Below are 23593 nucleotides of genomic sequence, written 5' to 3' on the forward strand. Positions count from 1 at the left end.
ACCATTAAGGAACATTTAAAATGAAAATTATCTCTAAAAAAATCGCAGCCACATTCTTGGCACTTTCAGCACTTGGTTTAAGCGTTCAATTGCATGCTGCCAATCCCAAAGAAATTCGTATTTCTGTATCAGGCGCGGGTGAGGGGGGGAAACCACGTGTAGGTGGAGGCTTTTTAGCAACAGCCCAAGCGCGTGGGGTGTTGGAACAAGAATTTAAAAAAGATGGCATTAAGGTGAATTGGCTCTTTTTCCCAGGAGCAGGCCCTGCAACCAACGAAGCTTTAGCCAATGGCAAAGTGGACTTTGCATTGCATGGCGATTTGCCCTCATTGGTTGGACGTTCAACGGGATTAAAAACCAAAGTCTTGTTTTCAACAGGGCGTTTTGGTCCTACCTATGTGGTGGTGCCTGCCGGATCAAATGCTAAATCCTTTGCAGATCTAAAAGGCAAAAAATTCTCCGTCTTTAAAGGCACCAATGGTCAGATCGTCTTTAACCGTGTATTAGCAAAATACAATTTAACTGAGCGCGATTTACGAGTGATTTCGCAAGATGCCTATTCGGCGCGTACTGCGTTAGCGACAGGTGATATTGATGCCACGATTACTTCACCGTTTAGTTTGCAAGCGCGTGGAGTGGCGAAAACTTTAGTTGAAATTAAAGATCCCAAAGTTGCACCGATTGCGCACTTTTGGGTGACAGAAAGTTTTGAAAAACAATATCCAGAGGTGGTGCAACGTGTCGTGACGACACTGATTAAACAAGCGCAGTGGAGTTCTCAAGAAGCTAATCGTAGTGCGCAATATAAACTTTGGGCACAAAGTGGCATTCCGTTGGTGGATTATCAAAAAACGTGGGATGGCTGGAATTTAAAAGACCGTACTACACCGCTATTAGACGAGTTCCACCGTTCACAAATTGACAGTGCTTTAAAAATTGCCAAAGACGCTCGTTTAATCCGTCGTGATGTGGATACCAAAACATGGTATGAGCCGAAGTATCTGAATAATGCCTTGAAAGAGCTGAAGTTAGAGGGTTACTGGCGCCAATTTAATGCTCAAGGTCAACCGAAGTAAGTCGCAGCCATGAGTCGTCCGATTGAAAGCAATGTGATTGCCAGTCCATTAACCACCAAATTTATGAGCAGTTTTGTGCTGCTTACGATTTTGGCTGGACTGGGTGTGGGTGTAGCACGGGTATTAATTTCCTTGTATGCCGTGCATTTAGAAGCCACCGAATTGCAATTGGGGTTAATTTCAGCAGCGCAAAATTTTGGCATTTTGATCATGGCATTGCCGATTGGCGTGTTGGTACAGCGCTTTGGGTCTTTGAAAATATTCTGCATCGGCAGTGTGTTGGGCGCTGTGATCTATAGCTTAACGCCACTCAAAGCCGGTGCATGGTATCTCTTTGCGGTGACAGCCTTGGTGAGTTTTGTCTTACCCATGCGTTTTGTTTCGATCAATACCGTTTTTTTGAGCAACTTAAAGCGTTTAGGTCCAGCCCGTGCGGGTTGGTTTCGCGGTTCGCACATGATGGGATATTTCCTGATTGCGCCTGCATTGAGCGTGTTGTTGATCGAGCATTTCGGCTATGGCGGAAGTTTTTATGTGGTGTCTTTGCTTTTTTTAGGCACCTTGCTGTTGGCTCCGTGGTGCTTTCAACGTAGCACTCCACAAGCGACGAATCGCCCGCATTTTCAATGGCGAGATATTGTGGCGCCTTTGGCACTCATCAAAACCCATGCCTCACTGCGGATTGTCTGCATATTGGAATTTTTGAGCAGCGTGGCAAATAACTACTTTGGCTTTTTCATTGTGGTGATTGCTATCCAAAGTTTTGCACTTTCAGAGCCTATGGCAGTGATGCTGCTGACCGTACAAGGCATTGTCTTTGTGGGTTCGCTATTTAGCATGGGCGGTTTGGCTGAGCTGATGGGTTATCAAAAGTTTTATTTGATTGGCCTAAGCCTGATGGCAACGGCATTACTGATTTTAGCCTTAACCAAAATCACGCTGTTGATGTGGCCTGCTTCGGTCATGTTTGGACTTGGACTCGGTATGTTGCATATCGCCAATTTTATGTCTTTCGCCCGAGTCGGTGAGCAAACCGCGATGGCTAAGATTTCTCCAATTTTAGCCCTCGTCGGACCTTCGGGTGGACTGTTGGGTGGCTTGATAGGCGCCGTATTTGGCGCACAGGTTGGACTACAAAATTTATTTTTACCGATCGGGCTGGTGTTTATTGGTCTGATTATTTTGATCAGCAAAGATCAGGAATTTATTCAATTTTTAAAACCTGATGTCTCAGAACAGAGCGTAAAAGGACAAGAATTATGAGCCTTACGGATGTATCTGCACATTCGGTTCCCTTGCAAAGTGACCGAAGTGCGTTGGATTTTTTTAAGACCTATTTAAAACTAACTTTGCAAGTGGCGTGTGGACTCCTGATGCCAGTTTTGTTGTTCGGTCTATGGTATGTGGCAACACTTAAACAGTGGTTGCCTGAGCAGATTTTACCTGCACCGAGTCTGGTGTGGCAAAGCACAGTCGAATTATGGCAAAGCGGTGAATTGAGTTTTCATTTTGCCATCAGTGCCAAACGTATTTTATGGAGTGTCTTGCTTGGTGCCAGTGTCGGGATTTTGCTTGGTACTGTGTTGGGATTAGCAAAGCGTAGTCGGGACTTTATTTTTCCGACGGTGAATCTTGTTGCGCAATTTCCGATTGTTGGCTGGATTCCATTATTGATGATTTTCTTAGGCATCGATGAGGCTTTGAAGATTGCCGCTATTTCATTGGCTGTGTTACCACCGCTGTTGATTGCAACCTATAAGGGCATTACTCATGTGCCGAATAGTTTGATGGAAGTGGCAGAGGTTTACCAATACAGCAATTGGCAGAAACTCAAAGAAGTGATTTTCCCAGCTGCACTACCCAGTGTGATCAGTGGTTTACGTCAAGGCATTATGCAGGCGTGGTTGGCATTGGTTTTTGTCGAATTATTAGCGAGTAGTGAAGGAATTGGTTATCTCATGGTGTGGGGACGTCAGCTAATGCAGATGGACTTGATCTTCATGGCGATCATCATGATTGGTATTACGGGCTATGTCTTAGATACCTTGCTGGCTTGGTTAGAAAAAACGGCACGCTTTCACGCAACCCGAGTAGGAGGCAACTCATGAGCATCCTTTCATTAAACGGGGCAGCGCGCCAAGTCTTAGTTAAAGCAGTAAAAGCGCTCGTTTTACCTGTGGCATTTATCGCACTGTGGGCTTTGGCTTCACAGCAAAACTGGGTCGATCCAAAGCTGATTCCTAGTCCATGGCTCGTGCTGCAAAAAGCAGTAACCGTGCTCCAACAACCGAGCTTTTTGACAGGCTTTGGCGAAAGTTTGGCGCGAAATTTTATCGGCTATGGCATAGGTGCGATAGCGGGTGTGTTATTTGGCATCTTAATCGCGAGTTCACGCCTTTCGAATTGGTTATTTGCACCGAGCTTTCATGTATTGCGTCAAATTTCGCTGTTTGCATGGTTGCCACTCATTTCGACCTTTTTAGGTGCGGGACATGGCGCCAAAGTGCTGTTTATTACCTTATCGGTGTTTTATCCCGTGGCGCTACACACCTTTGAAGGTGTGAGCAGTATTTCGCATAAATATCGTGAAGTGGCCGAAGTCTACCAATTTCCCAAGACATACGCGTTTCGTAAATTGATATTACCCGGTGCTTCGGCGCAGATTTTTGTCGGTTTACAACTTGGGCTGATTTTCGCATGGCTTGCCACTATTGGCTCTGAATTTTTATTGGCGAACTATGGCAATGGTCTGGGCAATATCGTGATTCAAGGGCGTCAGGCTTTTGATGTCGAACTGATTATTTTTGGCATGTTGCTGATTGGTGCTGTGGGCGTGTTGCTCAATACGGTACTGACTTGGGTTGAACGTAAAGTTTTAGCTTGGCAGCAGGTTGGATAGGAGAACATAACAATGAAAAAAATGACAATCCATAACATTCCTCAACTCTGGCGTAGCCTATTTTTAGCTGCCTTGGTCGGTGGCACAGCCTTGGTTGGTTGCAGCACGCAGCAAGTGGATGAACCTCAGCAAATGGCTTTAAAAGAACTACGCTATCAAAGCTATCCGGGACTGGTGTCTTTGCCTGAGTTGGCACAAGACTTGGGCTATTTAGGCGACATTAAACTCAGTTATGTCGGCACAGTACAAGGTGGGCCACAAGATTTACTCACCTTGGTGGCAGGAGATGTTGATTTCGCTGGAGCCTTTAATGGCGCTGTGGTGAAAGTTATTGCCGCGGGTCTAGATGTGGTCCCAGTCGTCGCATCTTATGGCAGTGATGCTGAACAAAACGTGGGTTTCTACGTGCTAGAAAATAGTCCTATACGTGGCCCACGAGACTTTATTGGCAAGAAAGTCGCAGTGAATGCCTACGGGGCACATTATGACTTTGTGGTGAAAGACTATTTGGCTCGTCATGGCTTAACTGACGATGAAATCCGACAAGTTGAGCTGATTATGTTGCCACCAGTGAGCTCAGAACAAGCTCTACGGAATGGTCAAATTGATATTGCGGTGTTCTCAGGCATTTTGGAAAAACGGGCCTTAAAACATGGTGGTGTACGTAGCATCTTTAAAGATATTGATTTATACGGGCCCTTTACCGCAGGCAGTTTTTCGATGCGTGGAGAGTTTATTCAAGCGCATCCTGAGTTGGCTCGTACTTTTGTCAGTGGCGTGGCCAAAGCTCAGGAATGGCTACACAACACGCCGAAAGAGCAAATCATTGCCCGTATGGAAAGCATTATTGAAAAACGTCAACGCAATGAAAATACAGCACTTATTCCATATTACACAGGCACAGGTGTCCACGAAGTCGGTGGCGTGCAAAAAGATCAAGACTTTGCCCCATGGGTGAGTGCCTTAGAAAAAGAACACAAATTAAAACCGAATCAAATTGAGGTCAGTCGCATCTATAGCAATGAATTTAATCCCTATGCGAAAGACCAAAAATCAAAAGGAATATAACAATGACCAGTGCATTACATTTAGATCACGTACGTAAGGTATTTCCTGCACAAAACCATGTCGGCAGTAAAAACTATAAGCCTGAATTTGTTGCTGTAGAAAATGTCACTTTGGATATTCAACCGGGTGAATTTGTTTCAATCGTAGGGCCAAGTGGCTGCGGAAAATCTACATTATTAGACTTAATTGCAGGTTTAACCAAACCGTCGGCCGGGCAGATTTTACTGAGTGGCAAGCAGATTACTCAACCGGGTTTAGACCGTGGCATTGTGTTTCAGCAATATGCGCTCTATCCATGGTTAACCGCACTGGAAAATATCGAATTTGGCCTAGAAGCCAAAGGCGTAGCAAAAAAAGAACGCCGTGAAAAAGCCGAATACTATTTGCAGCTTGTAGGCTTAAGTGGCTTTGAAAAGCATTATCCAAATGAGCTTTCAGGTGGGATGAAGCAGCGGGTTGCGATTGCCCGAAGTTTGGCTTATGAACCAGAAATTTTATTGATGGATGAGCCCTTTGCTGCCTTGGATGCGCAAACCAGAGAAACCTTACAGGCCGAGTTGATCAATATCTGGAAAAGCTCGAAAAAAACCATCGTTTTTATTACTCACAGTATTGATGAAGCGATTTATCTGAGTCAGCGCGTGGCGATTATGACCTCAAGACCGGGGCGAATTAAGGACGTGATTGAAATTCCTCAAAGCCTGCGCAGCTCCAGTGAAGATGTCCGTTCATTGCCTGAATATGGCCGAATTCGCCATAAAATTTGGTCATTGCTCAGTGAAGAAGTGATTAAAGCGCAAGCCCTCGAAAAACATAAACAGCTTGCACATAACTAAAATATTCAGAGGATTTATTTATGTCATCGACTAAACAAGCCATCAGTTATACGCAATCGTATAACGACATTAAACCCAGACTACAATTCACTTGGTTAAACACGGTCTTTAAACGCACCATTGCCATTGTGGCTTTTTTCTTGCTGTGGGAGATTCTGCCGCGGAGTGGTGTGGTCAATCCGGCTTTTTTACCGCCGTTATCTGTGGTATTGGAAACTACATGGCAGCTATATCAAAGCGGTCAATTAGGCATCCATTTCTTGGCCAGTATAAAGCGTTCCATTATTGGTTTCATTTTGGCCCTAGCGATCGCTATTCCTTTGGGTCTCATCATCGGTTGGTACAAGCTCGTGGCTGAAACCTTAAATCCATTGTTAGAACTGTTTCGAAATACCACAGCACTGGCGTTAATGCCGCTGTTCATCTTATTTTTAGGCATTGGTGAAACCTCAAAAATCAGTCTGTTGGTGTATGCATGCACATGGCCGATTTTATTGAACACCATTACAGGCGTACAAACGGTCGATCCTTTACTGATTAAATCGGCACGAACCATGGGCCTAAAACCCTATCAATTGTTCAGAAAAGTGATTCTACCTGCATCCGTACCCACGATTTTTGTCGGTATCCGTCTGGCAGGGGCGATTTCGATTTTGGCCTTAGTGGCAGTAGAAATGTTTGGTGCCAAAGCAGGTCTGGGATATCTGATTATTTATTCGCAATTTAGCTTTGAAATTCCACAAATGTTTGTAGGCATATTAGTCATTACCCTCGTGGGTTTATCCTTCAACTACTTCTTGATTGGACTAGAAAAATACTTTACAGCGTGGAAACGAAACCCCGTGGAATAATCTAGACAAAATGGAAAAATAAATAAAAACCTCGGGATATACCGAGGTTTTTTATTACTGATTTTTTATACTTAAAATAATGCAATGAATAAAGAATAATGTAGATGAATATTTATGTATCAGTTTTTGGGATTATTATTTTAATGTGGAGTAAATAAAAATATGACTTATTTATAATAAGCCATATTTAATTAGGCGAGTGCGAATCACGTTCCTTGTCACTCCAAGCAAACGAGCCGTATGCACTTGATTGTATTGACAGTGCTGATACGCACTTCGGATAAACTTTTCTTCAATCAGATCATTAATATTGTCATGCTTAAGTTGATTTGCGGCTTGAAAAATTTGTAAAAAGGTCTGCTCAAGTAACTGTCCAGCATCTTGAATATCTTTGATGTTGGCTACAGCAGAGGTGGCATTTTGTAAGTTAAAAGGTTCTGCACGCGAAAACGACGATGCACTTTGAATACTCGAAAAACTAATATCTTCTGGTTCAATCACACCTTTTTCACTGACTAAAATCGCATGTTGAATGGTATTTTCTAATTCGCGAATATTTCCCGGCCAGCTATGTAAATGGAGTTTCTTGAGCGCCAATGGGCTGAGGCGTAATGGTGTGTCATGTGGGTTGGTTTGATAGACCTGAATGAAGTGTTTAACCAAAGGCAAAATGTCACCACGACGCTCTGAGAGACGTGGAATGCGTAGCAACGCCACATGTAAGCGGTAGAATAAATCTTCCCTGAAACGCCCATCCTGTACGGCATGCTCTAAATCGACATTGGTTGCGGCTATGATTCGGACATTAATTGGAATGGATTTGAGTGAGCCGACTCGAACGATCTCTCTTTCTTGTAAAACACGGAGTAATTTGACTTGCATAGGCAAGGACAGATCACCAATTTCATCTAAAAATAAGGTGCCATTATGGGCTGCTTCAAACCAACCGACACGGCTATTAATTGCCCCTGTAAAGGCTCCTTTTTCATGTCCAAATAATTCGCTTTCGACTAATGATTCGGTAAAGGCACCACAGTTCACTGCGATAAATGGACCTCTGGCACGATGGCTCAATTGGTGGATTTGGCGTGCAACCAATTCTTTACCTGTGCCTGTATCACCAATGATGAGTGCATTGGCCTCACTTGGTGCAATTTGTTCAATTCGAGACAACAACGCTTGCGATAACGGGTCTGCAAAGACCGTCGCTGTTGCCCGTTTATGTTTCAGTGCAGAGGGCACTGCAGGGTGGGTCAAAATAGACATATCGTTTCTTATAGTTGTTGAAAATGCAGATCATGATGAAAGATTTAAAAATAAAAGATAAATAATAATTCGATATTTAAATATCAGTTTCACCGATAAATTCATGCGTGGATTATTTATCTGATTTTAAGATAAATAAAATCGGGATAACTAAAGGATAAATCAAGATATAGCAAGTGATTGAACTGTTTTATAGTAAAGCTCTCTAAATAACAAAAGGCATAATTAAAATGGCGATTACTTCAGTAAATGTGCGAAACCAATTCAAAGGCGTGATTAATGAAATCGTAGAGGGTCCTGTGGTTTCAGAAATTGATGTGGAAACCAAAGCGGGCTTTTTTACGTCCGTAATCACGACGCGTTCGGTGAAGGATTTAGATTTAAAAGTAGGTTCAGAGGTGGTGGTGTTAATTAAATCGACGGAAGTGTCACTGGCTAAACTCTAAGGTTTAGTCCAGCAAAGTTTGTCAGCACAAATAGAGAATAATGATATGAGCGTAGAACAAGCTGGTTCGGTTTCTATTCAGCAGCTAACGAAACATTATCCCACACAAAAGCAAGAAGACTTAACCGTACTTGAGGACATTAACCTGAATATTCAGCCGGGTGAGTTCATCAGTATAGTGGGGAGTAGTGGCTGCGGAAAATCCACACTATTACGGTTATTGGTTGGTCTAGAGCGTCAGTTTCAGGGCCAGATTTTGGTTGATGGTCAGCCTATACAGGGCACGAGTTTGGAACGCGGCATCGTGTTTCAAGATCATCGCCTGTTTCCATGGTTGACGGTACGGGAAAATGTACGGATTGCCTTGCATAAAAGTCAGTTTAGCCGTGCAGAAGAAGATGTATTGATTGATGAACATTTAGAGTTGGTCAAATTAACCCAATTTAAAGATGCTTATCCTTCGCAGTTGTCTGGTGGGATGAATCAACGTGTGGCGATTGCCCGGAGTTTGGTGAATCGACCACAGATTTTACTGCTCGATGAGCCCTTTGGCGCACTCGATGCGTTGACGCGGCAAAATTTACAGGATGAATTACAGCGAATCTGGCAAAGTGAAAAAATCACCATGATTATTGTCACTCATGATGTCGAAGAGGCGGTATTTTTGGGTGATCGGGTTGTGGTCATGCAGCCACATCCGGGACGAATTAAACGTATTGTAGATATTCATTTAGCCCATCCGCGTAAACGCGAAGATGTCCGTTTGACCAATATTAAAAATGACATTTTGACTGACTTTAGTGATCCAGTAAAAGATCAGTTGCTTGAACCTTTATCTCACCGATTTGCCGATTATAAATTTGCATGGTAAGTCTGAATTGACCATCACCTAAACTTTTAAAAGCCCTGAATTCAGGGCTTTTTTAGGCTTATCAAATATAGGTCAGTATGATCATCGCTTAAGTTGGATTAATATCAGTCCATAAAAATGCCCCTGTTGGGGCATTTGTTTTTCAGTTTTATTAAACGTTGGTTTATGAGGCTTGGGAGGTATGTCTTTTTTCTAAAACATATTGGTTTACAGGTCGTTTTAAACCTAAGTTTTCACGTAAGGTCTTGCCTTCATAAGCCGTGCGGAATAGACCACGACGTTGCAGTTCAGGGACAACCAAATCCACAAAATCATCTAAGCTCGCAGGTGTGGTTGGTGGCAAAATATTGAAACCATCCGCCGCTTCATTTTCAAACCACGCTTGTAGTTGATCGACTATTTGTTCGGGCGTTCCAATCAGTGTCCAATGCCCACGTGCGCTCGCAACCCATTGGTAAAGTTGTCGAATGGTAAAATTATTTTTACGCGCAATCTCTAAAATCAGTTGTTGACGGCTTGCGCCATTTTGCGCCTGTGTTAAATGTTCTGGTAGCGCTTGGTCGAGGTCAAATTGCGACAGGTCTTCAGTAAAACCACCCAATTGTTTGAGTAAGTTCAGTCCCAAAGTCGGATGAATATAAGCATTTAATTCATCGTATTTTGCCCGAGCTTTGGCTTCAGTTTGTGCAACAAAGATCGAGACACCCGGCATGATTTTTAAGTCATCGGCATGGCGACCGTATTTGATAAGACGCGACTTTACATCACGATAAAAGGCTTGAGCATCTTCTAATTTTTGCTGTGCGGTGAAAATAACTTCGGCATATTTGGCTGCCAGTTCACGACCATCTTCAGACTGTCCCGCTTGTACAATCACGGGATAGCCCTGTGGTGGACGAGCAATATTTAATGCACCATGTACCGCAAGATGTTTACCCTTAAAGCGAGGTGGATGCAGTTTATCGCCCGTAAAAAATTGCCCAGTCTGTTTATTGTATTCAAAGGCATCATCTTCCCAAGAGTCCCAAAGCTTTTGTGCCACTTCAATAAACTCATCTGCACGTTCATAGCGTTCTTTGGGGAGCAGTGCATCATTGATGCCATAGTTTTTTGAAACCACACTGCCAGAAGTGGTCACCACATTCCATGCCGCCCGACCTTCAGACAGATGATCTAAAGAGGCAAATTTACGTGCTAAATTATAAGGTGCCTCATAGGTGGTCGACGCTGTGGCAATAAAGCCTATATGTTCGGTTACCGCTGCAAGTGCAGAAAATAGGGATACCGGTTCGAGTCCGGCAGAGAAGGTGCCATTCAGCCCCAAATCAGGTGTTGTATCAGGATCGACGGTAACGGGAACATCCGCAAGGAAATAGGCGTCGAATAAACCACGCTCAGCGGTCTTTGCCAGTTCAATAAAGTATTTTAAATTGTGACTATCCTGTGGGCGAGCTTGCGGATGGCGCCAGCCTGCCACATGTTGTGAAGTCCCTGGTACGAAAGCCCCTAAGCGAATTTGACGTTTTGACATAAATGAACTCTGTAAATGTTATTGTTCACTAGGAGTATTACAATGTTTATGCCAATTAAAATATTATTATAAAACATGCATTTATTGTATTGTTGAATTTTAAATGTCTAAAAATCAACAGAGAAATCAATCGCTTGTTGTGGATGCATCATCCAAAATCTTGCAGAACTTATCTGTTTATATATAAACACATAATAAAATTAAGGGATTTTATGCAGATGGCCTAACTCAGATAGAAAAAATGCCTCGGATGAGGCATTTTAGAGATGGGTTAATAAAATCACTCATTGAAAAATAACTAAGAGGCCTGCACCTGTTGATTCTTCAGTACATATTGATTTTCAGGGCGTTTTAGACCGAGATTTTCACGTAAAGTCGTGCCTTCGTAGGCTGTTCGATATAGGTCACGACGTTGCAGTTCAGGAACGATGAGATCGACAAAGTCATTTAACCCCGCAGGTGTTGTTGGCGGTAGGACATTAAAACCATCGGCAGCGTCATTCTCAAACCATTCCTGCAGTTGGTCTACGACTTGTTCCGGCGTGCCGATCAAGGTCCAATGTCCACGGGCTGAAGCGATATATTGATAGAGCTGACGAATACTAAAATTGTGCTTCCGGGCAATATCAATCATCATCTGCTGACGACTGGAGAAATTAATGTCTGCATCTTCTATTTTCGGGAAAGGGGCATCTAGATCAAATTTGGCCAGATTAATGCCACCTGCCAAAGCAGACAATAAACTTAAACCCACTTCTGGGTGAATTAAACTATTTAAAAAGTCATATTTTTCTTGGGCTTCTTGCTCTGTGTTGGCAACAAAAATCGAAACCCCGGGCATAATTTTGAGATCATCTGCATGGCGGCCATATTTCACTAAGCGGTTTTTGACATCACGATAAAAGGCTTGCGCATCTGCTAAGTTCTGCTGTGCTGTAAAAATCACTTCGGCATATTTACCGGCTAGTTCACGACCATCTTCAGATTGCCCAGCTTGAACAATCACCGGATAGCCTTGCGGTGGGCGAGAGACGTTGAGAGCACCCAGTACCTGATAGTATTGGCCCTGATGATTGGGCTGATGTTGTTTTCGGGCATCAAAAAATTGCCCAGTTTCTTTGTTGTAATGGAAGGTATCATCCTCCCATGAGTCCCAAAGTTTTTGAGTCACCTCAATAAATTCATCGGCACGTTCGTAACGCTCTTTGGGTTCAGGGTGCTGCTGAATGTTAAAGTTTTTTGCGGCATCGGCAGAGGCTGTCGTTACTACATTCCACGCAGCACGACCTTTAGAAATATGATCTAAAGAAGCAAATTTACGCGCCAAAATATAAGGGTCTTCATAAGTCGTGGACGCCGTGGCAATAAAGCCAATATTTTGCGTCACAGCAGACAAGGCTGCAAACAATGTGACGGGTTCAAAGCCGACGCCTTTATCGCCCAAACCTTTTTCACCTTCGACAGCAGAACTCCAGCGGACAGACAGACCATCGGCAAGAAAGTAGGCATCGAATAGACCACGTTCTGCGGTTTTTGCCAGTTCAATTGCATAATCAATATTGAGATGATCTTGTGGGCGAGATTCAGGATGACGCCAACCCGCGACATGCTGTGAGGTAGTTGGAATAAAAGCCCCAAGCTTTATTTGACGTTTAGACATAAAAAATTTCTCATCCCAATTATTCTTAAAAGATAAAAGGGATAAGAACAAAATCTATGCCAAACCGTAATTGTTTGAAAATATGCAATTTTTAATTTTAATTGGTTCTAGGTGTAGATAAATCAACAGGATATAAAACCAAATGTTGAAAAATAAACAGCAGTTTAACGGCAAACTTTATGCATGGATCAGTACAAGATTTTCCATATGTAAACTTAAAGCGTGTATTGGCATTGAACGCTATTAGCAAACTTTATAGCAATACTTTGATGGCTTTTCGTCTCCATACCAGTTGGTAATACAGCCCTTGTAAAATACATAAGCTGACAAAAGCCAAAGCATAGGCATACCAAATGCCTTTTAAGCCCCACCATTCACTAAATAGGTAGGCACACGGCACTTCAATGCAAATAATCGCCATAATATTAATAATCATCGGCACGGTCACCGTTCCACTGGCCCGCATAATGGAAGCAAAAATCGCACTGGCACCAAAAAATAAAATCGACCAAAGCACAATGAACAGCAATTCTTGACCGAGAACCACAACTTCAGGATCTGTAATAAACAGCGCCATTAAATGTTTAGAGAATAAATAGCCCAATGCCACCAAGATACCAGTAATTATGAAATTCATCCCGATGGCCGTACGTTTCACGCGATTAATTAATTCAGATTGACCCGAACCGATGGCTTGCGCGGCAAAAATAGAAGCTGCAATCGCGATAGACAAGGCAGGGAATTGGATATAATTCAAAACCTGATTGACCGCGCCATATGCAGCAGTGGCATCAGCACCATGGCGGTTAACTAAACCGACAATCACGAGACCAGCCACAGAGGTCGTGACCATCTGAATACCCGTTGGAATTCCCAGTCTTAAGATAATTTTGCTGAGATCATGTTGATGGCGAATATGACGAATCAACTCGAAGTCGAGTTTGAGCGGGTGATCTTTCTTTTTTAAGTAGAAATATAAAAATACCAAGGCAATTAAAAAGCCGATATGACTGGCAATGGCAGGGGCAATAATACCTAAACTTGGAAATCCAAATTTTCCTGCAATCAGTACTGGTGTAATGATCAGCCCTGAACCAATGGTCATACCCGATGCAATCAGCGGTGTTGTACTGTCACCGACCCCACGCAAAATCGAGGTGTAAATAATATAAATAAAGAGTAGTGGACTACCCGCAAGCATCCATTGCACATAAGGCAAAGATAAATGCATCACGTCAGGGGCTGTGCCTAAGGCCAATAAAATGGGCTTGGCAAATATCACCCCTAAAAAGGCAATGATGCTGCCACCAATCAAGGTCATAAAAAGGGTGGAACCCACCACAGTACGAACTTTTTCAAGGTTTTGTGCGCCCCAAGCTTGACCTACCAACACGGTTGCGCCTGCCGAGAGTCCAATCACAAAAGCCATTAAACAGAACAAGATCGGGAAAAATACCGCAACCGCTGCAATGGCATGCACCCCAAGCATCTGACCGACAAAAACGGTATTAATGGTCCCAGATAAATTCTGCAAAATATTGGTGGCGATCAAAGGCACCAGAAAAACTAAAAACGTTTTCCATAAATTTTGCTGAGTAACGAGGGACTGTTGTTTTGACATGCTCAGGTCCTAGACGCTGCTTTTTATGATTTTAAGTTACTGATAACACTATCATGTTTGCATTCAAAAAAGCCTTAGTTTTTGAGTAACCAAGGCTTCATTATTCCTACATGTCTGTTTTAAAAAAACGTTTGGGCAGATACTGCTTTAAACTGCGGAGAGAATCTCTGCAGCTCGATCTAAGGTGGCATCTTGTTTGGCAAAACAGAAGCGTAATAATCGTAAATTTTCAGGCGGTTTTTGATAGAACACCGAGACTGGAATCGCTACGATTTTATGTTGCTCTGCCAACAACTGACACATCTCCACATCGCTTAAATCTGGGCGTATGGCACTGTAATCAAGGTTTTGGAAATAGGTACCTGCCGATGGAATCAACTCAAATCTAGAGTGGCTTAAGCCGGCATTGAAACGGTCACGTTTGGCTTGGTAAAAATCGGCCAATTCAGCAATATGCTCAGGATGTTCTGCCATAAAGTTAGCCAGTGCCATTTGTACGGGCGTAACACCGCAGAAATTGGCAAATTGATAGATTTGGCGAAACACTTGCATCAAGGCTGGCGCTGCAATGCAATAACCGGTTTTCCAACCTGTGACGTGAAAAGTTTTACCAAATGAACCCACGACAAAACTACGTTCACGCAGCTCAGGAAATGACAAAGCAGATAGATGCTGACGACCATCAAAAATTAAATGCTCATAGACCTCATCCGACAGCACAATAATATTTTTATCTCGAATCAGTTCGATCAAGTTGAGCCAGTCCTCACGCCGCCAAACAGCACCTGTTGGATTATGCGGTGTATTGACAATAATCATCCGGGTTTTATCGTTAATCGCAGCGGCAACACGATTCCAATCCACAGTAAAATGTGGCGTCTCTAAGGCAATGTGAATGGGATGAGCCCCAACCAATTTTACACTGGGCGCATAACTGTCATAGCTCGGATCAAAAATAATCACTTCATCATCCGCATGAACCACGGCTTGAATGGCACTAAAAATACCAATGGTTGCACCCGGGGTAATGGTCACTTCGGTGTGAGGGTCAATATTTAATTGGTCTCGATGGGCAAACAGTTGGACCAATTGCTCACGCAAATGTATCAGTCCATCGCCGGGTGCATATTGGTTAAAACCTTGTTGCGTCGCATCACTTAGCGCATTTAACAGTGCAGGAGGTGCAGGGAAATCAGGAAAACCTTGAGATAAATTCAGTGCATTTAGACGCTGCGCCATTGCGCTCATGACGCTAAAAATAGTCACACCTTGTGCAGGCAGTTTGGATTCAATTGTGATCATGGAGCTTAAAATTTTTAATAGGTTGCATTTTGAGTGTAGCAGCATCTCAGCGGCTGCGAAAAGTTAGATCAGCAAAATTGATCCAGTATTGACGTTCCTATTCACTTGAATCCTAAAGTGATATAAAAGCCAAAAAGAAGAATTCAACAAATTATTTGCAAAATAGGGTAGACGAAAAAATAAACATTTCCTAAAATGCCGTCATTAAAAAAAATTAAATACATAATAACAATGCTTAAAAATATTCACGCCATGGTGGAAAACTTTGGCTTTAGCGTACAGAAACGTGCGCTACACATTCATTTCTCAAATGAACATCTAAATTCTGAAGTTTTTATTCAACGGATTGAAGGTCAACACCGTATTAATCAAGGCTTTCGTGCGGAAATTATTTGTCTCTCGACCAATGCTCATTTGGCTTTAAAGCAGTTTATAGGCGGCCGAGTGGCTGTCGATCAAGTGACAGATTTGGGACAACTCAGTCGCCTGACTGGTGTGATTACAGGTGCAAGCCAAGGTCAAAGTGATGGTGCATTGACCGTTTATAAGCTGGTGATTGAGGATGCCACAGCACTCTGGCATAAGCGTCGTAACAGCCGTGTCTTTATGAATAAATCGGTACGGGAGATGACCGAGATTATTTTTAGTGAATGGCAGAAAAAAAGTGCGCTGTTTGCTGCCAGTTTAAGCTTGAACTTAGAGGGGCTGGCACGTACCTATGATGTGCGTCCATTCACCATGCAGGCGAATGAAAGTGATTATGCATTTTTGACCCGCCTTTGGCGCAGTGAAGGGATCAATTGGTTAATTGATGAAGCGGAGTTATTTGTCGCATTTTCGGCTGCACCGATGCAAGCACAGCAGCTGCGTTTAATTGATACGAATCAGGCTTATAGTGCTTTGGAACGGAAAAAGATTCGCTTTCATCGTAGTCATGCCACGGAACGTTTGGACACAATCACCAGTTTTGTGGCAGAACGCTTTTTACAATCGACCACAATTCAAACGCAGCGTTGGCAAGCTCAACATTTGGCACAAGACCAAAGTAATCCGCTCTTAAGCGCCCATGCACAGAGTGAGCAACAGCACAATGAAACCTTAAGTTTAGAGCAGGCTTGGACCGTAAGTTCGGCTTGGACAGCTGATCTTAAAGGTGCAGATCAGGCGACCACTTCAAATACACAGCAATTGGATCAGTTGAATCGGCAACTCAATCAATATCAGGAATTACAAGCCAAATATTTTACCGCCAGCAGTAGCGTAAGGGATGCACAAGTTGGGTATTGGTTTGAATTAGAAAATCATCCTGAAATCGATCAACATCAAACGACAGATCGTGAATTTCTCATATTGGGCAAAGCATTTTATAACCAGAATAATTTACCCAAAGATATTTTGGTTCAATTAGAAAAGTTACTTGCGGCGAGCCGTTGGCTATCTTTAGGGGATGAACGGCAGGCCAATGACCTATATGTGGTCCGTCGGCAAATTTCCGTGGTGCCTGAATATGATCCTTTATTACACCGGCCACCTGCGTTTCCACAGCGGGCTAAAGTGGTCGGTCCAGAAGGTGAAAGTATTTATGTCGATGCTTGGGGGCGTATCAAAGTTCGGTTTACGTTCACCCGCAGTGATGACCACAGTCATGATGGTGGAGCAGGGAGTAATGATAATGACAGTGACTCGGCTTGGGTCGATGTACTGACCCCATGGGCGGGAGAAGGTTATGGCGCACGTTTTCATCCTCGTATTGGCGAGATTGTGGTCATCGACTTTTTTGAGGGCGATGTGGATCGACCCTTTGTAGTAGGACGAATACATGAAGCTGAACGATCTCAGACCATGTTTGACCTCAAAGGTCAGCTTCCTGAAACCAAAAAACTCAGTGGTATCCGCTCGCAAGAAGTTGCGGGAGCAGGCTTTAACCAACTGCGCTTTGATGACACGACGGGGCAGATCAGTACCCAATTACAAAGTAGTCATGCAGCGACACAGCTGAATTTAGGTAATCTCAGCCATCCTAAAGAACAAGACAGTAGCCATGGCCGTGGTGAGGGTTTTGAGCTGCGAACGGATGCTTGGGGAGCAATGCGTGCAGGTAAAGGTTTACTCATTAGTACCTATGCGCAGGATAAAGCAGTTGCCGATCATCTTGCTGCTGCTGAAGCTCAGTCTCTTTTAAATCAAGGGCATCAGAGCATGAATATGCTGAGCGGTTTAGCCGTAAAGCAACAGACCGATGCATTAAATGTGATTAATCGTTTGCCGAAGTTAATAAACTCTTTAGAAATCAAAAGTACTACTGAAGGTGTCAAAGCGACTTTAAATTTGTTCAAGGAGGAGCTAAGTCGAGACCCATTGGCAGCGTTAAAAAACTGCAAAAGTTTTGTCAAAGAAATGGGCTCAATCGCACATGATGTCAAAAGTACAGTAAAAGAATTTAAAGCATTTTTTAATGATGCCGAAGATGCCTTTGATAACTTAAAGTCTGTCATAGATCATATTGAAGAAAATGGTAAGGATGTGATTCAAGGGCGGGTTGCAAGTCTGAAAAGTAACCTAAAAGAAGATCCATTAAAAGTATTAAAAGATGTGGGTAAATTGATCGAAGACATCAAATTTAACCCTGATGATTTGTTGAATAATGGTGGTTTTGGTTTGCCACCAGCGATGACACCCATAAAAGCATTAGAAAAAGTACAAGGCTTTATGGAAGGCTATGCGCAAGGTTTAGAAAAATCCAATACAGCGGCAAAACAAGAACAAGGCAAATTATTCCGCCAAGCGTTGATGTTGCTTGCATCACCTAATGGTATTGCACTCACTACACCGGAAGATATTGTTTTACAAGCCTCGCAGGATATTGCAGAAAGTGCGCAAGGTTCGATTAATTTCAGTGCTCAAAAGAATATTGTCAGTCATGCACAAGACAAAATCAGTTTGTTTGCGGCTCAAAAGGGCCTGAGTGCTTATGCCGCAAAAGGGAAAGTTGAATTACAAGCCCAAGATGATGCTATTGAAGCAATTGCACGAAAGGTGATTAAGCTCATTTCAACGGAAGATAAAATTGAAATTACAAGTCCTAAAGAAATCGTGCTGACCGCAGGGGGCTCGCAACTGAAAATTAATGGCAGCGGAATATTTACCACGACAGGCGGCAAGTTTGAGAGTAAGGCGGGGCAGCATAGTTTTGTGGGAGGAGCGACTGTAAATGCACAATTGCCTAAGCTGCCTGAAAGTGGGGTTTTTAGTCGGAGATTTGAATTTAAAGATCTAATTTCTAAAGAATTATTGGAAGATGGATTTAAATATAAAGTTATAAATAAAAATAAAAATACGGAATTTATAGGCCTGCTTGACAAAGATGCACGTACTCAAAGAATCTTTAGTGATAATCCTGACAATGTAGAAATAAGACTGTTAGGCAAATCTGAGATTGATTCGGATAAATTATTTCTTATGGAGGAAGATGTTTCTCAGGATAATTTAGGTGAAGCATGCTGTGGCAGTCATGAAGATGATCATAATCACGATGCTGAGGAAATTGATGACGATAATAATTTAGAAGATGATTTTAAGAGTTTTGGAATTTAAGGGTGAGTTTATGAAAAAATTAAAAGAAATAATAGCTATAGTTGTATTTTTAAATAGCTCAACGTTATATGCAGAAAGTTCGAAAGACTGTATGAGTTATTGGAATCAGCCAATTAAAAAGATACAGGTGCTTGAGGAAGTTGAATGTGAACATATTTGGAATTTTGGTAGAGATAAAAGTAGCTTAAATCGCTTGCAAGTAATTAATGATTTGAATTTAAAAACAAATAAATCACAATGGTTATCAACAGGACAGTGTCAAAAAATATCATATAATAAAAAAATATATAATATTTATAATGCCGAATACAAAGAATATGGGCACAATGTTTGGTTAATTTATGATGAAAAAAATGCTTTTGCATATTTTAGAAAAATAAATAGTAAAGATCAGTCAGTAGTTTTAAGTTGCAATCAGGTTGGTAAGGATCAAGAATTAAAATTTATACTTAACAGCTATTTAAAAAATAATACATCTGTAAGTATGGAAAAATATAAAGCTAATGATTGGTACAAAGAGTAATAATAATGAAAAAAACAATCACTTTTAAGGATGGTACTACTAGAAATTTTGAAACTAATTTATCGGGTTTTATTGAAGCGGTTAGCTTTAAAGAATCCTCATCAGATTTATCTTTGTCATTAAATCATCCAATAAATCTATGGTGTGCAAAAAAAATTAATGATGCTGGATATTTGGGTTTATTTCAATGGGGGGAGTCTGCACTTTATGAGTTAGGATATTATTTAGGTGATAAAGGGATCTCTTATGAAGATATTAAAAAGGCAAAGAAAGGATCTGCTTTGCATGAAAATTGGAAGAATCAATTTGACTCTAATAATTGGTCAGGACATTGGTCAGGTAAAAAAAATATAAATTCGAAATTTGAATTTTTGAATAATCCTCAAATTCAATATGAAGTAATAAAAGAATGGATTAATTATTTATGTAAGCAGATTAGAAATAATAATTTAAATGAGCATTTTGGTCGGGTGATTCAAGGTGTAGAGATTAATGAGTCTGGCGTTATCGCTGGCATGCATTTGGTTGGTATAGGAGGTTTGGGGGCTTTTCTAGGTGTTTCAAAATTTTCTAGTCATAAACAAACAGATGGTAATGGAACACATATTAAAAAATATATTCAAGACTTTGGTGGATTTGATTTAGAGCAGTGTTGTAATCGAAAAATATATATAAATCTAAAAGATAAAAATGAAAAGGCATTAATAAATAAAGAAGTTACAGTTGTTTCAATATATTCAGGAAAATCCTTTTCTGCAGAGACGAAGGTTCGGGTTAAAAGTGATGAAAATGGCAGTCTCCCTGTCATTGTTAGACACCCATCAACTGAGATTAAAATTGTAGCTGATGGTAAAGAATCTAATCCTATTATTCAAAAAGCTGATCAAAAACAAATTGCAACCTTAAAAGATTTTGATGTTTCAATATTTCAAGCGAATTTAGAAGAAAATAATACGCCTCAATCAAAGCCTCAGTCTAATAAAACACCTCAAGAAGTAAGAAATGAACAGAATACATCTGAAGAAAAAAAAGAAGTAGTTACTGGTAATATAAAAGATGTGAGTTTTAATATTCAAATTATAGAAGAGGATACAAAGAAAGCTATTTCTAATATGGGTTTTTACTTAACTTATAAAGGGAATATAAAAAAGCATACAGCAGATTCATCAGGGACTAAAAAAGGTGTAGTGGCTGAAGTAGGCGAAGATATCGAGGTTTCAGTATCTGGAGCTGGACAACGTCAAAAGATACATCATTTTAAAGTTGAACAGTCTTTATCTAATCAGACTGTTAAAATTAAATTACCTGTATGTTTTTTTAAAATTAATGTTAAAGAAAATAATGAAAATGTAACAAATACTCTAGTAAGTATTTTTTATAGAAATAAGCAAATTGCGAAAAGAACAGATAGTAATGGAGATATTAGTGTTAAAATGCTATTGGGTTTTGTTTTTGGCTTTGGAATAAAAAATAAAGAGCTGGAGAAGGTCCGTGTTCTGAAAGGAATACCAATTAGGCATTTTAAAGTTAATGAGGGATTTGTAAAAGCTTCAAAGCTATATGAAATTGCCGATCAAAAGCGTAAGGAAGCAGATGAACTCAAGAAAAAATCTGACCAAATGCAGCGAAAAAAGCAACTAGAAGCTCAGGAAAAAGAAGCAAAAGAACAGGCAGAAAGAGCAAAATCAGAGGCTGAAAAAAATCAGCCTATTCAAGATAATACATACACGGAAAATGGCGGTGAGCCACTAACAACTGTTAGTAATCAATCTCCACCTACAAGTGATACAACACGTTATCATATTTACCATGATGGTAAGATTAAGCGTGAAAATAAGGCTGCTACTGGTTATGCAGAATTTATTTACTATGATTCGGCGGGAAGATTTTATAATTTAGGTAAGTCTCAATTTGTAGTGGCTGATAAATGGCAATCAAAAGGTGTTAAGGCAGGTGGTAATACATATTTGATTGATCAACGTAAACATAAATATTACAAAAGTGGATCTTTAGGTTATAAGTGGAATATTATTAGTGGTGATGGTCGGTATTATTTATCAGGATTATCAATGTCTGCAGTTCTTGGTGCTATGTGTAATTTGGGTTATGCCGAATATATTGGATCTGGATTTAGTTGTAGGGATGGTTCCCCAGGTGAAAGTGTAAGTCATTTGAATGGTATAAATGGTGATTTTAGATATATAGCTATTAATAATAGACATATGACAGAAGTAACATATACTTCTCATGATCATTTTGATTGGAATAAAAATGTCGCTTTTGTTGAAGAGTTATTTAAATTTGGCTATAAATTGTTTGGCTCACATCCAGTGAAAATTAAAAAAAATGCATTATTGCCTCATTCGCAGTCATGGAAAGATCATAATCATCATATTCATCTACATAACTTTTCTCCAAAAGTGGAAGATTTATAATGAAAAAGAAATCAGTTTTTACTATTAGTTTTTTAATATACTTTTTATTAATAGCATGCACAGAACAATCAAAGAGTGAAGTTGAAGTTATACGAAATGATAATGTAAATGCTATATTTACAGAAAATGGTTTTGGTGGAGTTGAAGTAAATCAAAGAATTAACGATGAATTTATTGAAATTGAAAATAGTAGAGTAGATAATTGTTTTTTTGCTAAAAATAGAAAAATAAAATCCGATGTGGATTTTCAAGTTTTTAATAATAAAATTTCTGTAATTTCTTCAAATCAACTCGGAGTTTCTACGAATCTAGGAATTAAAGTAGGGGATGAAGAAAGTAAAATTTATGAAAAATATAAGAATTCAGTGATTGATAAAAAAATAAATCCATATGGTGAATCTCAAAATGATTATTCAATTATTATTTGGAATCATGATAAAACAAAGGGTACACGGTATGATATCGAAAGCAAAAAAATTATAGGTATAAAAGTAGGTGATACTAACCTAACTTTAATGGAAGGTTGTGCTTAAGCATTTTTAAAAAATAAAGCCGACTCTCGTCGGCTTTATTTATTTAACCTTCCAAAACTTCTTCCAGCAACTCTTCACTCGGTGCAAAGTAATACGCTCCGTCCATTGGCGTAACAAAGTGAAGTAAGCGGTCGTGAATGCCGTCACCACTGGTGCCAAACATACGTACTAGCATGCTGTCGATAATGCTGAGGTCATGGGTATAAGCAATAAAAAACAAACCTTGGTCACCGCGGCCATCGCCATAAGGCAATGAATGACGCAAAATTGCGAGTTCTTCACCTTCATCATCTTCAACAACGGTACGTGATACATGTGAGTTTTCAGGTTGTTCGTCTTCGTTCAACTCAATCGATTCAAGTTTGGTGCGCCCAATGACATGTTCCTGAGCATCTACCTTTAACTTTTTCCATTTATCCAAATTATGCGCATAACGCTGTGCAAAGACAAAAGAACCATCAGCAAAAATGCCTGCTTCTTCAGAAAGTAAAGCTGTTTCAGCGCGGTCATCTGGAAATTGAGGGTTTTCAGTACCATCAATAAAGCCAGTTAAGTCACGGCCATCGAAATTGCGGAAGCAAACACGCTCATCTAAAACCTCCACTTTATCTTGAATGCCATCAAAGAAAGCTTGGCTTAAAGCAAAGCAAATATCTGTACGCTGTGCTGCAATGTGAATCAGTACATCTGCTGGGGCTACAGGCATGTTAAATGAACCTTGAATTGGATCAAGTTGTTTAAAGCCTGCTGGAGATTGAATATAAAGTTGTGCCCAAAGTTCAGGTCCAAAAGCTACAGCTGTTTTAATCTGTGCATTAGGATGTTGGGTAATTAGACGATCACGAGTGCTAAATAAGTCTTCAAGTTGTTCTTTTAATTCGCTAATCGTTAAATCTTTTAAACGTAAAACAATAAAACGAGCATGATCTGAGGGTAATGGCAAAATTACAGATTGAGCAGACATTCATGGCTCCTAAAAATTATAATTTCTGAGTGGCTGTGTATATTGTGCCTTAAGCAGCGCTGAGAGTGTAGCCTTCATTTGGCCTTTTAGCGTGCATTATTCTCATGAAAATAGAGTA

Annotated in this window: 19 protein-coding genes; 13 read left to right on the top strand and 6 right to left on the bottom strand. The window is 40.8% G+C overall.

The window, feature by feature from the left end:
* Positions 1–20: 20 nt before the first annotated feature.
* Genes FTT76_RS10825 through FTT76_RS10855 form a run of 7 tightly spaced genes read left to right on the top strand, consistent with a single transcriptional unit; the run spans position 21 to position 6730 of the window.
* Positions 21–1076, top strand: a complete 1056-nt coding sequence (locus FTT76_RS10825) for an ABC transporter substrate-binding protein (protein ID WP_180007969.1) — start codon at positions 21–23, stop codon at positions 1074–1076.
* A 9-nt stretch (positions 1077–1085) separates the two neighbouring features.
* Entirely contained in the window at positions 1086–2339 is a 1254-nt protein-coding gene (locus FTT76_RS10830; RefSeq protein ID WP_180007968.1) for an MFS transporter, read from the top strand.
* Entirely contained in the window at positions 2336–3184 is an 849-nt protein-coding gene (locus FTT76_RS10835) for an ABC transporter permease (RefSeq protein WP_180007967.1), read from the top strand. The genes FTT76_RS10830 and FTT76_RS10835 overlap by 4 nt, the downstream gene beginning before the upstream one ends.
* Positions 3181–3975, top strand: coding sequence for an ABC transporter permease (locus FTT76_RS10840; protein WP_168378820.1), 795 nt, complete (start codon positions 3181–3183; stop codon positions 3973–3975). Before FTT76_RS10835 ends, FTT76_RS10840 begins: the two co-directional genes overlap by 4 nt.
* Before the next feature lie 12 nt (positions 3976–3987).
* Positions 3988–5043: an ABC transporter substrate-binding protein gene (locus tag FTT76_RS10845; RefSeq protein WP_252725830.1), complete on the top strand. Its 1056-nt coding sequence runs from the start codon at positions 3988–3990 to the stop codon at positions 5041–5043.
* 2 nt (positions 5044–5045) lie between these two features.
* On the top strand, positions 5046–5879 hold the full coding sequence (locus FTT76_RS10850) for an ABC transporter ATP-binding protein (protein ID WP_180007966.1): 834 nt from the start codon (positions 5046–5048) through the stop codon (positions 5877–5879).
* A gap of 20 nt (positions 5880–5899) precedes the next feature.
* Positions 5900–6730 (top strand): ABC transporter permease, encoded by an 831-nt coding sequence (locus tag FTT76_RS10855; RefSeq protein ID WP_078194039.1) that lies wholly within the window; start codon positions 5900–5902, stop codon positions 6728–6730.
* Between the two features lie 171 nt (positions 6731–6901).
* Here the strand turns inward: FTT76_RS10855 and FTT76_RS10860 are convergent, their stop codons facing one another.
* A complete protein-coding gene (locus FTT76_RS10860; RefSeq protein ID WP_180007965.1) occupies positions 6902–7996 on the bottom strand; it encodes a sigma-54-dependent Fis family transcriptional regulator in 1095 nt (364 codons plus the stop codon).
* A gap of 230 nt (positions 7997–8226) precedes the next feature.
* On the opposite strand from FTT76_RS10860, the gene FTT76_RS10865 reads away from it, so the two are divergent.
* Together FTT76_RS10865 and FTT76_RS10870 are read left to right on the top strand one after the other, a co-directional pair.
* Positions 8227–8442, top strand: coding sequence for a molybdopterin-binding protein (locus FTT76_RS10865; RefSeq protein ID WP_067765474.1), 216 nt, complete (start codon positions 8227–8229; stop codon positions 8440–8442).
* 45 nt (positions 8443–8487) lie between these two features.
* On the top strand, positions 8488–9312 hold the full coding sequence (locus FTT76_RS10870) for an ABC transporter ATP-binding protein (RefSeq protein WP_078191493.1): 825 nt from the start codon (positions 8488–8490) through the stop codon (positions 9310–9312).
* 163 nt (positions 9313–9475) lie between these two features.
* On the opposite strand, the gene FTT76_RS10875 is transcribed toward FTT76_RS10870, so the two are convergent.
* The 4 genes from FTT76_RS10875 to FTT76_RS10890 all read right to left on the bottom strand — a co-directional run bounded on the left by FTT76_RS10875 (position 9476) and on the right by FTT76_RS10890 (position 15426).
* Complete coding sequence (locus FTT76_RS10875) at positions 9476–10843, bottom strand: LLM class flavin-dependent oxidoreductase (protein ID WP_180007964.1); 1368 nt, start codon at positions 10841–10843, stop codon at positions 9476–9478.
* A gap of 298 nt (positions 10844–11141) precedes the next feature.
* Positions 11142–12503 carry an LLM class flavin-dependent oxidoreductase gene (locus FTT76_RS10880; RefSeq protein ID WP_180007963.1) on the bottom strand — a complete coding sequence of 454 codons (1362 nt, stop codon included), beginning with the start codon at positions 12501–12503 and terminating at the stop codon, positions 11142–11144.
* Between the two features lie 253 nt (positions 12504–12756).
* Complete coding sequence (locus tag FTT76_RS10885) at positions 12757–14124, bottom strand: MATE family efflux transporter (protein WP_180007962.1); 1368 nt, start codon at positions 14122–14124, stop codon at positions 12757–12759.
* Between the two features lie 147 nt (positions 14125–14271).
* Positions 14272–15426, bottom strand: coding sequence for a methionine aminotransferase (locus FTT76_RS10890; RefSeq protein ID WP_180007961.1), 1155 nt, complete (start codon positions 15424–15426; stop codon positions 14272–14274).
* A gap of 231 nt (positions 15427–15657) precedes the next feature.
* Between FTT76_RS10890 and FTT76_RS10895 the strand changes: the two genes are divergently transcribed.
* From FTT76_RS10895 to FTT76_RS10910, 4 genes are read left to right on the top strand one after another with little or no spacing between them, the layout of a single operon-like run.
* Complete coding sequence (locus FTT76_RS10895; protein WP_180007960.1) at positions 15658–19020, top strand: type VI secretion system Vgr family protein; 3363 nt, start codon at positions 15658–15660, stop codon at positions 19018–19020.
* A 10-nt stretch (positions 19021–19030) separates the two neighbouring features.
* Positions 19031–19543, top strand: a complete 513-nt coding sequence (locus tag FTT76_RS10900; RefSeq protein ID WP_171262675.1) for a hypothetical protein — start codon at positions 19031–19033, stop codon at positions 19541–19543.
* 5 nt (positions 19544–19548) lie between these two features.
* The gene (locus FTT76_RS10905; RefSeq protein ID WP_180163230.1) at positions 19549–21978 is read left to right on the top strand and encodes a hypothetical protein; all 2430 of its coding nucleotides are present in this window, start codon (positions 19549–19551) and stop codon (positions 21976–21978) included.
* Entirely contained in the window at positions 21978–22511 is a 534-nt protein-coding gene (locus FTT76_RS10910) for a hypothetical protein (protein WP_180009574.1), read from the top strand. The genes FTT76_RS10905 and FTT76_RS10910 overlap by 1 nt, the downstream gene beginning before the upstream one ends.
* Before the next feature lie 43 nt (positions 22512–22554).
* On the opposite strand, the gene FTT76_RS10915 is transcribed toward FTT76_RS10910, so the two are convergent.
* The gene (locus FTT76_RS10915; protein WP_180009575.1) at positions 22555–23475 is read right to left on the bottom strand and encodes a Dyp-type peroxidase; all 921 of its coding nucleotides are present in this window, start codon (positions 23473–23475) and stop codon (positions 22555–22557) included.
* Positions 23476–23593: the final 118 nt, after the last annotated feature.

The sequence above is a fragment of the Acinetobacter sp. YH01009 genome (assembly GCF_013420765.1).
Classification (GTDB): Bacteria; Pseudomonadota; Gammaproteobacteria; order Pseudomonadales; family Moraxellaceae; genus Acinetobacter; species Acinetobacter amyesii.